The following is a 12,595-nucleotide window of genomic DNA, read 5'->3' as shown; positions in this document are numbered from 1 at the left end:
AACTGTAATCCCCTTTATCAGGAGTACTTGATAATAATGGTTTCTATTACGTTGGCGCAGTCTTCGCACTTGTCGGTAGCGATTTCCAGCGCCTGGTAGATTTCACGCATTTTAATCAGTTCTGCCGCGTTCTGCTCTGTATCAAACAGGTCGGCGATGGCCATGTCGTAGATATCATCAGCATGGTTTTCCAGGCTGTTGATCTTTACGCAGGCATCCGTAATGATGCGCATATTCTGCATATTGCGCAGTTCAGGGATGGCTTTGGCAAGTTCCAGTACACCAAGGTGGATCAGTTCAGCCAGTTTGCGGATGCTTTCGTTGATGTAATGTACTTTATAGAGGTCCATTCTTTTGGCGGAGCCGTGGATATAATCTGCAACGTCGTCCAGGGTGGCGGCCAGGTAGTGAATGTCTTCACGGTCAAACGGGGTGATAAAATTCTGTCCGAGCTCTACAAATATGCGGTGGGTATAATCGTCGTTTTTGTGTTCCAGGCGTTCTATCAGGTGTACTTTATCCTTTCTCACCGCCAGATCCGTGGTTGCCACCAGCTCATTGAGCACGGTTGCCATTTCTACCAGATTGGAAGCTACGTCTTCAAACAAAGAATAAAATACCCGGTCTTTCGGCATGAATAGTTTAACAAAAGAATTGAAGCCTCCCATACAGTTTGAGTTTAAAAATTTGCCGCAAAAATAGCTTTCAGAATCTATCCCAGCCAGTAAAAAACGTGAATTAATAATTCCTTAACACTGGATTAATATAAAAGTAATATAGCGATTTTTCCTTTGTATTGAAAATTATACTCATAAACAGGCTGCCTACAACCTGTACATACGTACCTATAATGTCGGATAAACGCCCATTAGATATCGCTGTAATTTCAGATGTACATCTGGGGATTTACGGCTGTCACGCCAAAGAACTGGTTCAGTACCTGGATAGCATTGACCCGAAAATACTGGTATTGAACGGGGATATTATTGATATCTGGCAATTCAGTAAACGTTATTTTCCAAAGGCCCATACCAAAGTGATCCGGAAGATCCTGAAGATGATCGGGAAAGGTACCGAAGTATATTACCTGACCGGCAACCACGACGAAGCGCTCCGCAAATACGCCGGGTTTGAGCTGGGGAATTTTACGATCGATAATAAACTGGTGCTGGAAGTGGATGGCAAACGGCATTGGTTCTTTCACGGCGATGTATATGATGTGACCATGAAAAACTCCAAATGGCTGGCAAAGCTGGGGGGCAAGGGTTATGACCTGCTGATTATCCTCAACCGGCTGGTGAATCATATCCTGGAAAGCATGGGACGGGAAAAAATGTCTTTTTCCAAAAAAGTAAAACAAGGAGTAAAATCGGCCGTGAAATTTATCTCCGATTTTGAACAAACTGTTGCGGAAATAGCGGCGGATAAAGAGTTCGACGTAGTATGCTGCGGACATATCCATCAGCCCCTGATCAAGGAAATGCAGGCGGGCAACAGAACGATCACTTACCTGAATTCCGGCGATTGGGTGGAAAGTCTTACCGCCCTTGAATATAATAACCAGCAATGGACCCTGTACCAACATCCCCTTACCCGGAAAGGCACTGTGCTGGCTGAAGACGATGATGATGGGCTCGACTGGGACGCTACCCGTATTATTACTTTCCCCGGCTCCTGATTTTTCTTCTCTTTATTATATTTAAATTTTTCGAATATATTTAAATATAAATATTATTTTCACAAAATCATAACAAGCGCTTAATATTAAATTAAAAGTAGACTACTAAGTTTGCCAGAGAAATAATTAAGTGTGACGATAGTGGCACATTTAGATAAGCAAGAAAAAAAGCTAGATGAAAGTATTGAAGTTACATCCTTTAATGACTATCTCCCTATTGCAGATGCAGATCCAGCGTTTGCTCTTTTGTAACGTGGCCGTGTATGTGCGCAACTCGCTTGCCAATACCTTTGATACATTAAAAGATGCCGGTTTTGAAGAGGACGTCCTGGTGGAGTTTCCGATCGATGAAACCCTCAGTCTGCGGGAGTTTGAGGAAGAAGTGGAAGAACGGTTTAATTTTTCACTCGAGTTGTGCAATAAGGACAACAAACCCTTCATGAACAAAAGTCAGCACTTATTCCAGATCGCCTGCCCGGTATCTGACTGGAAAACCGAGCGTAATTACCAGCTGGATATTTCCCTCGATATGCTGAAAAATAATAATCGCCAGTCGCCACAACAGAATATGTGGTAACACTTCTCTCAGTTAACCCAGGTTCTCTCTTCTTCTATATATTTCTACTGTCAGCGATCTCCTGAAAATCTTTCTATCAATTAACATTCTGGTAATGCCTCGTTAACACTGCGGTAATGTAGTGCCAATAGTTTTGCCATCAATATTAAAACGGGCTTAAAACCGTATTAAAACCTGATTAAAAAATTACTGTGAAGCAACTATCTTCTGTACTTATCTGGGCACTATTGCTGTGCTGCTCCTTTGCCAATGCATCCTCTGCAGCTGATCCGGCCAAAATCACCGGTAAAGTAACCGACAAAAAAACAGGTGAAGCTATTATCGGGTTAACCGTGGTAGTAGCTGGTACAGGCAAAGGCGCGGTAACAGATGTAGAAGGAAGATACCAGATATTGGTAGATCCCGGCACCTATACTCTTGAGTTCAAATTCATGGGGTACCAGACAAAATCAATATCTGAAGTAGTAGTGAGCGCAGGCAAGCCTACCTACCTTGATATTGTGATGGAAGAACGCAGTTCCAAAAGCCTGAAAGAAGTGGTGATCACCGGAACAGCAAAACAGGAAACCATTAATTCACTGCTAACCCTGCAAAAAAATACCAACACAGTAGCACAGGTAGTATCTGCAGAAGCGATCCGCAAATCGCCGGACAGAAACACAGGAGAAGTACTGAAAAGAGTATCCGGCGCGTCTTTACAGGAAGGTAAGTACCTGGTTGTACGCGGGCTTGCGGACAGGTATAACCAGGCGACTGTAAACGGCGCACTGCTGTCGAGCACAGAACCCGACAGGAAAACATTTTCGTTTGATCTCTTCCCTTCCAATATTGTTGAAAACATTGTAATTAATAAGGCAGCAGTGCCTGAATTGCCCGCAGAATTTGCAGGTGGCCTGGTACAGGTAAATACAAAAGATATTCCTTCAGAAAACTTCCTTACCGTATTGGCCGGTACGGGTTTCAATACCATGTCGGCAGGGAAGGATTTCTATACTTATAAAGGTGGAAGCAACGATTGGCTGGGTATAGACGATGGTACCAGGAAAATGCCATCTGTTTTTCCATCTTCCAAAGCGGGTTATGATCAGCTGTCTGCAGCAGATAAAATTGCCGTATCCAAATCATTCCCTGATATCTGGTCGGTGAATACCAAAAATACTCCGCTTAATTCCAATTTCCAGATTGCGGGCGGTATCAATAAAGGAAAAGAAGGTAATCGCTTTGGCGCGGTATTATCACTGAGCTATAACCGCAACAACCGGAATTTTGAAACTTATCGTACCGACTTTGATAACGATGGATCAAGGATCTACAATTATAATGATAAAAAATCCACACAGAATGTATTGTGGGGAGGATTGGCCAACTTATCCTACCAGTTTGGCAAGAATAAGATCAGTTTTAAGAATTTGTACAGTGTGAACTCTACAGTGGCAACTACTGTGAGGAATGGGAATGATATTCCTTCTGAAACAGATGTACGTGCCTATGAGCTGGGTTTTAACAGCAACCGTATTTATACATCCCAGTTATCCGGTGAGCATTTCTGGGAGCGTACAAAAGTGAAGATCAAATGGAACGGCAGTTACACCAATATGAAACAGGACGTACCGGATCTGCGCCGCTTAGGTTACAACAGCCCTGCAGGTAAGGATGATTTCTATGCCAATATATCTTCCGGCGGTTCCGCTACTCTCACTGGCTCCGGCCGTTTCTATTCCAAACTGAATGATAATATTTATGGCGGCATCGTGGATCTGAGCAGGTTTGTAAAGATCGGTGGCCGGCAGCAACAAATAAAAGCCGGTTACCTGGTTCAGAGCAAAGAACGCGGCTTCACCCCGCGGGCATTGGGATATACCCTGTTTGACCCCAGCGATCCTTACGCACATGACCTGGTACGTTTGACCCCGGATAAAATATTTGCGCCTGAAAATTTCACCGACCGGTTATTGCGTATGGATGAAATCACCAATACGCCGGATGCCTATGGCGCCAACGCCCTGCTCAATGCCGGTTACCTGCAGTTCGACAACAGCATTTATGATAACTGGCGCCTGGTATGGGGTGTGAGAGTGGAAAATTTTAACCAGTCAATCAAGTATAATCAGAACGGGCCACAGAATAACAAAACTGCGGTAACGGATATCCTCCCCTCGCTGAACCTTACTTACCTGCTGAACGCGAAAACCAATATCCGCTTCAGCGCCTCTCAAACCGTTATCCGGCCGGAGTTCCGTGAACAGGCGCCGTTTGCTTTCTATAACTTCGACCTGATGGCTACAGAATCAGGTAACTCCAACCTGAAAAGAAGCAAGGTGACCAACGTGGATCTGCGCTATGAGCTGTATCCCCGTTCCGGAGAGGTATTGACCATTGCCGGTTTCTATAAGCATTTTGAATCTCCTATTGAAAGATTCTATAACAGTGGCGCCGGTTCTGTAGGTTTAACCTACCTGAACGCTCCCAAAGCCAACAGCGCCGGCGCCGAGCTGGAGTTCAGGAAAAATCTTGATTTCCTGAATCCCAATAACGCCGCATTCTGGCATTCATTTACCGTGTTTTCCAATGTTGCCTACATCTATAATAAAGTATCCTTCGAAAAAGATAAAGTGCTGAAAGACCGGCCTATGCAGGGCCAGTCGCCCTACGTGGTAAATGTTGGGTTACAGTTTGAAAAAGAAACCACCGGTACTGTAGCAAACGTATTGTTTAACCGCATTGGCAGAAGAATTTTCATTGTAGGTAACGACACCGAGCCCGATGTATATGAAGCGCCAAGATCCTTACTGGACTTCATGGTATCTCAAAAAGTTTTCCGTAAAGGGGAAATTAAGCTGACGGTAAGCGATATCCTGAACCAGTCGGCCAACTTCTACCAGGACAACAACGATAATGGCAAGTATGATAAAACATCAGACTTCCTGAGAATAAGTACCAAAGGTGGTACTAACGTGAATCTTTCTTTCTCTTACAAATTCTGATAAAGAGAAGATTATAATAAGGAATAATAGATTTTAAAAACTGCATTTAATTTCAATCCATCTGACATGAAAAAAATTCTGTTTCCTGTAATGTTTTTAGCTGTGATCATGGCTTCCTCCTGTGGTAAAGATGATGATCCTACAACTCCGCCGCCAACGCAGAATGTAGACATGACGAAAGCTACAATTGAAAGAACCAGCAATAACAGTGAGTTTAAGGAAGCGCCTGAAACACTGCCAAAACAGATCACTACCAACACTGTTTTGAAAACCGGTAAAACTTACCTGCTGACTGATTTCACTTTTGTATTGAATGGTGCAACTATCAAAATAGAGCCAGGTGTTACCATTAAAGGGTCCAAATCTCCAAATAAAGGTGCCCTGATCATTACCAGGAATGGTAAGATCGATGCACAGGGCACAGCTGCTGCTCCGATCGTGTTTACTTCCAACCAGGCTACGCCTAACAGCGGCGACTGGGGTGGTATTATCCTGCTGGGTAACGCACCGAACAATGGCGCTAAAGATGGCGTTGCCGGTTTACAGGCTGTTGAAGGCGGTGTAAACGAAACTGCTACCGGTTATGGTTTACATGGTGGTACCAAGGCTGATGATAATTCAGGTATACTGAAATATGTAAGGGTAGAATATCCTGGTATTGCCTTCGCAGTAAATGACGAGATCAATGGTGTTACTTTTGGTAGCGTAGGCTCCGGTACAACTATTGACTACGTTCAGGTAAGCTATTCAGGTGATGATTCTTTCGAGTGGTTTGGTGGTACAGTGAACTGCAAACACCTGATCTCTTACCGTGCTACCGACGATGATTTCGATACAGATAACGGTTTCTCAGGAAAGATCCAGTTTGGCCTGGTACTGCGTGATGCTGCTATCGCTGACTTCGGCCCGAGTGGTGCATCCAATGGCTTTGAGTCTGATAATGATGCAGAAGGTACTACCAAAACACCGCAGACTTCCGCTGTTTTCAGCAACATGACCATTGTTGGCCCTTATGCTAATGCTACTGCGGCTACCACTGCAGCTCCTTTCAAAAGAGGCGCGCATATCAGAAGGAACAGTAAAATATCAGTATTCAACTCTGTGTTTGTAGGATGGCCTGTTGGTTTATTCCTGGATGGCGCGCTTACAGAAGCCAGCGCTACTTCCAATGCACTGGAGTATAAAAATAACACGATTGCAGGTTGCCCGCTGGTAGTAGCTCCCGGTACTGCAACGTTTAATTCTCAGACCTGGTTCAGTACTGCTGCATTTGCTAATCAAACACTGGCTGCTATTGCAGATGTAAAACTGACTAACACAGGTTACACTACTTTTGATCCAACTCCTGCAACCGGTTCACCGTTGCTGGCTGGTGCGGATTTCAGTAGCGCAAAATTAGGTGGTGGCGCCTTTACTACTACTACCTATGTTGGTGCAGCAGCTGCAGGTGATACCTGGTTTAAAGGCTGGACCAAATTTGTGAATAAATAGTATTTATTTAAATTTCATAAACTGTAATCTTAGGCCGCCCGGGTTTTTACCCAGGGCGGCTATTTTATTATCTGCCAAGTTTGGCCATATATTTTTCCGGTGCCTTTTCAAATACGTTTTTACAGGTAGCTGAGCAGAAATGCAGGGTATCTGTTTTATACACCGTCCATTCTTTGTAACTGGTGTCGTAAGGCATTTCACAAACGGGATCGGGGAGTTTACCGCTTACCGCGGCTACAGGCGATTCGGCGGCTGCAGGAGCGGTAGTGTTTTCCGCGGATGGCTGCTTTTGTGCACAGGCAAACAGGAGGATGCTACAGGCAAAGAATATGTATTTCATACGTAGTTTTTTACGAAGGTATAGATAAAAAAGAATTACGGATTTGAGGGAAGATGAACAGGTTATTCCTCTTCCAACAGATCCGTAATTCAATATAAGGTTACTACTAAAATTATTACCAGATCACTACACGTTCTGCTTCCGGCAACACCATTTTATTGCCCGGAGCACAGCCCCATGCAGCCTGGAATTCAGCCAGGTGAGGCAATGGGCCGTTAATACGGAATCTTGCAGGCGAGTGTGGGTCTGTCTGGATCTGGTTGCGCAAAGCAGCATCTGTGATGTTGCCATGCCATACCTGCGCCCAGCCCAGGAAGAAACGCTGCTGCCAGGTAAAGCCATCAATAGGTTTAGGCTCGCCTTTACCTTCAAATGATTTTACCAGGGCGTGATAGGCCAGTGTTAAGCCTCCCAGGTCGGCTACGTTTTCACCAATGGTTAATGCGCCATTGATTTTAAAACCTGGTAATGCTTCAAGGCCACTGAAGTAATCGATATAGCGTTTGGTGAGCTTGTCGAAGTTCTTGCGGTCGGCCGCTGTCCACCAGTTTTTCAGGTTGCCTTCTGCATCGAACTGGGAGCCCTGGTCGTCGAAGCCGTGCGTAAACTCGTGACCGATAACTGCAATGATGCCGCCATAGTTAATGGCATCATCTGCGTTAGGGTTGTAAAAAGGCGGCTGCAGGATACCGGCAGGGAACACTACCTCATTATTTAACGGGTTATAGTAGGCGTTCACTGTTTGAGGCGTCATGCCCCATTCGCTTTTATCTACCGGTTTGCCTATTTTATCCACATTTTCTTTGTGCACGTATAAGCTGGCAGCTATTACGTTTTCCACCAGTTTTCCTTTTTCTATGTTGATGGAAGAGTAGTCTTTCCATTTATCAGGATACCCGATTTTGTAAGTAAAGGAAGCCAGTTTTTTATGTGCCATTTGTTTGGTGGAATCGCCCATCCAGGTGAGCTTATCGATTCTTTCTCCATAAACTTTACGCACATTTTCGATCATTTCAGATACTTTCTGTTTGCTGCTTTCGGGGAAATATTTTTTGGCAAACAATTTACCCAGCGGCATGCCCATCTTCCCGTCGGTAGAACGGATAGCGCGTTCCGGCCGGGTTTTCTGGGATTTTTTACCTGTCATTACCGTACCGAAGAAGTGGAAGTCTTCATTATCGAAGCTGGCTGGCAGATAGCTGGCGAACTGGCTGAGCAGCTGCCATTTGGTGTATGTTTTCAGTGTTTCCAGCGGGGTAGCTTTCAGCAGCCCGTTGGCTTTGGTGAGATAAGCTTTGTTCTGGAGTACGAGGGTATCGGTTTTGATATCCTGTTTAGCAGCGAAGTTGTCCCAGTCGAAATCCGGGGCCAGTGTTTTCAGTTCTGAAAAAGCCGCCCTGTTATAGGTTTTAACCGGGTCGCGGAGCTCTACATTGCTGAGCTGGATGGCTGCGAGCTTTGTTTCAAAGCCAAGGATGGTTTCTCCGGCGTTGGTTTCAGGAAAACCTGCCAGTTTAAACATCTTGTCAACATGACTAACAAATTCGCTGCGCACATTTTTAGTAGCTGAATCCTGTCTTTCGTAGTAGCTTTTTTCACCAAGACTCAAGCCTCCCTGCCCCTGGTAAAGCACATTCATTTTACTGTTTTTGGCATCCGCGTCAGCGCCGAGGCCGGTAAAGGTGGCTACCCCGATCTTCTGGAGCTCACCGGTTACGCTGGCCCAGTCGGCCAGTGTTTTGATGCCCGCAATCTTATCCAGGTAGGGTTGCAGCGGGGTGATACCACGTTGTTCAATGGTAGCGGTATCCAGGAATGAGGTGTAGTAATCGGCGATCTGTTGTTCTTCTGTGCCTTTTTTCAGGTCTGTTTTGCTGGTAATTTCGGCAATGATCCCTTTGAGACGTACTTCCTTGTTTTCTTTATCGAGTACGTTAAACGCTCCCCAGCGGCTCTCTGTAGAAGGAATAGGGTTGTTCTTTTTCCAGTTTCCGTTCACATAATTGTCAAAATCATCACAGGCTTTGTAGGAAGAGTCGATATCAGCCAGGTTGAAAGCGGGCACCTTCGTGGTGTCGGCCGTTTCTGCCTGCTGCGAGGAACTGTTGGAATTGCAGGCTGCAAATGTAACCATGGCAGCCAGCAACGGTAGTTTTACCGCATTGGATTTGTTCATATTTAAAACAGGTTTAGTAGCCTAAGTTATGGAAAACGGGTCAGGTTGCATGAAAGGTTTTTTATGAACGGCAATCGCGGCCACAGTGGCAGTTGCTGATCAAATCCCGGAATCTCTGAATAATTAGGTAGGTTTGTGTTACGTAAATTAACATATAGATGGATTTCAGGTTTAAATTGTACAGGATTACTACAGCGGTAGCATTGATGATATCCGGCATTTTCACGTTCATGCTCTTGTCCAGCGTACTTTTTCTGGGAACAAACTTTGGAAGTATCATTTCCCTGCTTTCGATGGGCGCCTGCTTTATCCATAGCGTTTTATCATTATATCTTCAGCGGAGCCTGTTGTTACCCGAAATTCCCCTGAAGGAAAGCACTCCGGGTGGCATGAGATTTATGGGTACAATAGGCCTGGTATTCTCTATCCTGATCATTTTATCAGGGCTTACCATTTTACTGGTTTCTCCTGAACAGATGAAAGCAGAGATCGGGAATTTACCTGCGGATCAACAGGCTGCCATTAAACAAACCATGGTAGGGCCCATAGGCGTTTTCCTGCTGGTGATGGGAAGTTTATTTGTGCTGAATATTGTGCTGTCGTTTCGCTATCTCCGCCAGTGGCTTCAGTTGCATGGCGGTAAACAAAGGGAAGATGAAGAATAAAAACAGCGGTTATGGAAAAGCGGGAGATATCCAACAGGGATGATATCGTATTACTGGTAAACAGCTTTTATGATAAAGTAAAGGCAGATGACCTGATCGGCTTTATTTTTAACGATGTAGCAAAGGTCAACTGGCAGCGCCATCTGCCTGTTATGTATAATTTCTGGGAAGGATTGCTGCTGGATGGCGGCAATTACAAGGGCAATGTGATGGATCCTCATTTTAAACTGAACAGGCTGATCCCGTTGGAGCCAGCCTATTTTGAGCGCTGGCTGCAATTGTTTGAAGCCACCGTGACGGAAAATTTTACGGGTGAAAAGGCTATATTGGCCGTAACCCGGGCCAGATCCATCAAAGGGATCATGTCGTTTAAAATGGACCAGGTGAATCGTCCTGGCGACAGCAAACAGATTCCGCTCGTTAACCCGGGCAATAAACAATAAACCAATAAGTGTAGTATGCAACCATTAGCGGAGCGGTTAAGACCGGTAACGTTGGATGAACTGGTGGGGCAGGAACATCTTACCGGCAAAGACAGTATTTTAAGAAAAGCAATAGAACAGGGAATGATCCCTTCCATGATCCTGTGGGGGCCTCCGGGAGTTGGAAAAACTACAATTGCCAACATCATTGCGCATACATTACAGGTACCCTTTTATACACTCAGCGCCATATCAGCCGGTGTAAAAGAAGTGAGGGAGGTAATAGAGATGGCCCGGCGGCAGCAACACGCAGTGTTATTCATCGATGAAATTCACCGGTTTAATAAATCGCAGCAGGACGCATTGCTGGGCGCAGTGGAAAAAGGGATCATTACCCTGATAGGCGCCACTACAGAGAACCCTTCTTTCGAAGTAAACGCAGCGGTATTATCCCGCAGCCAGGTGTATGTATTGAAACCGCTTGGCAATGAGCAACTGATGCAGTTACTGCAACAGGCAATGGAGCGGGATGAGTGGCTGCGTAGCAAACATGTGGAAATAAAAGAAACCGGCGCCCTGTTTAATATTTCTGGTGGAGACGCCCGTAAGCTGCTCAATCTCTTTGAACTGGTGGTAAATACTTTACGGGAAGACCCGGTGGTGATCACCGATCAGAAGGTAATGGATATTGCCCAGCAACGGGTAGCCATTTATGATAAGAAGGGAGAACAGCATTACGATATCATTTCTGCCTTTATTAAATCCATCCGGGGAAGTGATCCGAATGCTGCATTGTATTATCTCGCCAGGATGATTGATGGAGGGGAAGATGTGAAATTTATTGCGCGCCGTTTAGTGATCCTGGCTTCTGAAGATATCGGTAATGCCAATCCCAATGCGCTGTTACTGGCCACCAGTTGTTTCCAGGCGGTAAACCTCATCGGCTTCCCGGAATCCAGGATCATCCTGTCGCAATGCGTTACCTACCTGGCTGCTTCTGCCAAAAGCAATGCGGCGGTTGCAGCTATCAGCGCGGCCCAGGCGGTGGTGGCAAGAACCGGCGACCTGCCGGTGCCGCTGCATATCAGGAACGCCCCTACGAAGTTGATGAAAGAAATGAACTATGGTAAGGGATATGCATATGCGCATGATTATGAAAATAATTTTGTGTTGCAGGAGTTTCTGCCGGATGCTATTAAGGGCACGAAGTTTTATGAGCCAGGAAATAATGCCCGTGAAAATGAGCTGAGGAATTACCTGAAGAATTTGTGGAAAGAGAAGTATAACTATTAAAGACAGGAGGATTTACAGCGAAAATTCTCCTGTCTCAATATCTACAGTAGTCGCGATTGGAGGCTTCTTCATATAAGGTATATTGCTGACGGTTAGCATTTTCTGCAAACACCATTGCTTTGAGACGTAGATATGCTTTTTGAGTGGCTGTAAGAGTACGTTCATTGATCCGCAGTTCCTGTACAACTATTAATATTTCAGGTGCATCTGTAGTATAGAACGATGCATAAGTACTGTTTACATACTCCTGCAGAAAGCAGGTGAGTGGTTTGTCGGCTACTGCTTCAATCCAATCATCAAATAACCCCTGTTGAACAAATCCAAGTATCGAGGAATCACTAACTGCATTAATGATCCTTATGCCTGATGTTTTCAGTGTCAATTTATTCGTTGGTTTACCGGAAGGCATATGAATAGTTTTCCGCGGATCGTTTTTTTTTAATAGAATCCGTTAACTGCTGCCCGTAAGTCAGGCTGGAAAATAACAGTAAAAGTGCAGTGTACTTCATACAAGGTTATTTATCCAGCCATAATTTAAAATCATTGACCCTTTCCCTGCTCGCCAGCACTTCTTCCCGGGGCGTTGGATCTAATGTAATTTTCAGGCGATTGCCGAAGTACAAGTGGATTTCCTTTACACTTGATCTGGCAACAATAAACTGCCGGTTGATTCTGAAAAACAGGTGGGGATCCAGCTCACTTTCAAGTATATCTAATGGTGTTGCAATAACATGTATTTTATTGTCACGGGTTATAAGATGGGTTTGATAACCAGAAACAGGCAATAGTACTGCCGGCTACCGCCTTACAATGATAGAGAAAGTAACTGAGTTGAGATAAATAGATGCTGAGTTGTATAATGGATTCTTAAACTGGTAAATTAATTTTACTTAAGAAGATAATATTCACGCCGCAGCTGTCCTTAATCAAACTGGCATTGAAGTTCCCGAAATTGGGAGAATAGAGAAA

12 protein-coding genes are annotated in these 12,595 nt (G+C 44.8%); 7 read left to right on the top strand and 5 right to left on the bottom strand.

Annotation, left to right across the window (positions count from 1 at the left end):
• Positions 1 to 17: 17 nt before the first annotated feature.
• Positions 18 to 668, bottom strand: coding sequence for a DUF47 domain-containing protein (locus VIM72_RS21530; protein WP_142684061.1), 651 nt, complete (start codon positions 666 to 668; stop codon positions 18 to 20).
• Between the two features lie 182 nt (positions 669 to 850).
• On the opposite strand from VIM72_RS21530, the gene VIM72_RS21525 reads away from it, so the two are divergent.
• The 4 genes from VIM72_RS21525 (at position 851) to VIM72_RS21510 (ending at position 6,730) form a co-directional block, all read left to right on the top strand.
• The gene (locus VIM72_RS21525; protein WP_332004889.1) at positions 851 to 1,678 is read left to right on the top strand and encodes a UDP-2,3-diacylglucosamine diphosphatase; all 828 of its coding nucleotides are present in this window, start codon (positions 851 to 853) and stop codon (positions 1,676 to 1,678) included.
• A 175-nt stretch (positions 1,679 to 1,853) separates the two neighbouring features.
• On the top strand, positions 1,854 to 2,255 hold the full coding sequence (locus tag VIM72_RS21520; RefSeq protein WP_325637121.1) for a hypothetical protein: 402 nt from the start codon (positions 1,854 to 1,856) through the stop codon (positions 2,253 to 2,255).
• A 191-nt stretch (positions 2,256 to 2,446) separates the two neighbouring features.
• Positions 2,447 to 5,239: a TonB-dependent receptor gene (locus VIM72_RS21515; RefSeq protein WP_332004888.1), complete on the top strand. Its 2,793-nt coding sequence runs from the start codon at positions 2,447 to 2,449 to the stop codon at positions 5,237 to 5,239.
• Between the two features lie 66 nt (positions 5,240 to 5,305).
• Positions 5,306 to 6,730, top strand: coding sequence for a hypothetical protein (locus tag VIM72_RS21510; protein ID WP_332004887.1), 1,425 nt, complete (start codon positions 5,306 to 5,308; stop codon positions 6,728 to 6,730).
• Between the two features lie 67 nt (positions 6,731 to 6,797).
• Here VIM72_RS21510 and VIM72_RS21505 read toward each other — a convergent pair whose 3' ends face one another.
• Both VIM72_RS21505 and VIM72_RS21500 read right to left on the bottom strand, forming a co-directional pair.
• Positions 6,798 to 7,070: a YHS domain-containing protein gene (locus VIM72_RS21505; RefSeq protein WP_332004886.1), complete on the bottom strand. Its 273-nt coding sequence runs from the start codon at positions 7,068 to 7,070 to the stop codon at positions 6,798 to 6,800.
• 115 nt (positions 7,071 to 7,185) lie between these two features.
• A complete protein-coding gene (locus tag VIM72_RS21500) occupies positions 7,186 to 9,246 on the bottom strand; it encodes a M13 family metallopeptidase (protein ID WP_332004885.1) in 2,061 nt (686 codons plus the stop codon).
• A 158-nt stretch (positions 9,247 to 9,404) separates the two neighbouring features.
• On the opposite strand from VIM72_RS21500, the gene VIM72_RS21495 reads away from it, so the two are divergent.
• From VIM72_RS21495 to VIM72_RS21485, 3 genes are read left to right on the top strand one after another with little or no spacing between them, the layout of a single operon-like run.
• On the top strand, positions 9,405 to 9,911 hold the full coding sequence (locus tag VIM72_RS21495; protein WP_332004884.1) for a hypothetical protein: 507 nt from the start codon (positions 9,405 to 9,407) through the stop codon (positions 9,909 to 9,911).
• 11 nt (positions 9,912 to 9,922) lie between these two features.
• On the top strand, positions 9,923 to 10,354 hold the full coding sequence (locus VIM72_RS21490) for a group III truncated hemoglobin (protein ID WP_332004883.1): 432 nt from the start codon (positions 9,923 to 9,925) through the stop codon (positions 10,352 to 10,354).
• A 15-nt stretch (positions 10,355 to 10,369) separates the two neighbouring features.
• Positions 10,370 to 11,626: a replication-associated recombination protein A gene (locus VIM72_RS21485; RefSeq protein ID WP_332004882.1), complete on the top strand. Its 1,257-nt coding sequence runs from the start codon at positions 10,370 to 10,372 to the stop codon at positions 11,624 to 11,626.
• A gap of 34 nt (positions 11,627 to 11,660) precedes the next feature.
• Here VIM72_RS21485 and VIM72_RS21480 read toward each other — a convergent pair whose 3' ends face one another.
• The gene (locus tag VIM72_RS21480; protein WP_332004881.1) at positions 11,661 to 12,008 is read right to left on the bottom strand and encodes a hypothetical protein; all 348 of its coding nucleotides are present in this window, start codon (positions 12,006 to 12,008) and stop codon (positions 11,661 to 11,663) included.
• A 133-nt stretch (positions 12,009 to 12,141) separates the two neighbouring features.
• Positions 12,142 to 12,411: a LytTR family transcriptional regulator DNA-binding domain-containing protein gene (locus tag VIM72_RS32430; protein WP_414648999.1), complete on the bottom strand. Its 270-nt coding sequence runs from the start codon at positions 12,409 to 12,411 to the stop codon at positions 12,142 to 12,144.
• Positions 12,412 to 12,595: the final 184 nt, after the last annotated feature.

Source organism: Chitinophaga sp., from assembly GCF_036569185.1.
Taxonomy (GTDB): Bacteria; Bacteroidota; Bacteroidia; order Chitinophagales; family Chitinophagaceae; genus Chitinophaga.
Note: the sequence above shows the minus strand (reverse complement) of the source record. Positions and strands in the feature narration are given on the sequence as shown.

What these genes read in the sequence shown, in the direction of transcription:
- VIM72_RS21520 (WP_325637121.1), top strand. Translation starts at nt 1,854, where the DNA reads ATGAAAGTATTGAAGTTACATCCTTTAATGACTATCTCCCTATTGCAG.
- VIM72_RS21495 (WP_332004884.1), top strand. Translation starts at nt 9,405, where the DNA reads ATGGATTTCAGGTTTAAATTGTACAGGATTACTACAGCGGTAGCATTG.
- VIM72_RS21485 (WP_332004882.1), top strand. Translation starts at nt 10,370, where the DNA reads ATGCAACCATTAGCGGAGCGGTTAAGACCGGTAACGTTGGATGAACTG.
- VIM72_RS21510 (WP_332004887.1), top strand. Translation starts at nt 5,306, where the DNA reads ATGAAAAAAATTCTGTTTCCTGTAATGTTTTTAGCTGTGATCATGGCT.
- VIM72_RS21500 (WP_332004885.1), bottom strand. Translation starts at nt 9,246, where the DNA reads ATGAACAAATCCAATGCGGTAAAACTACCGTTGCTGGCTGCCATGGTT.
- VIM72_RS21505 (WP_332004886.1), bottom strand. Translation starts at nt 7,070, where the DNA reads ATGAAATACATATTCTTTGCCTGTAGCATCCTCCTGTTTGCCTGTGCA.
- VIM72_RS21525 (WP_332004889.1), top strand. Translation starts at nt 851, where the DNA reads ATGTCGGATAAACGCCCATTAGATATCGCTGTAATTTCAGATGTACAT.
- VIM72_RS21530 (WP_142684061.1), bottom strand. Translation starts at nt 668, where the DNA reads ATGGGAGGCTTCAATTCTTTTGTTAAACTATTCATGCCGAAAGACCGG.
- VIM72_RS21490 (WP_332004883.1), top strand. Translation starts at nt 9,923, where the DNA reads ATGGAAAAGCGGGAGATATCCAACAGGGATGATATCGTATTACTGGTA.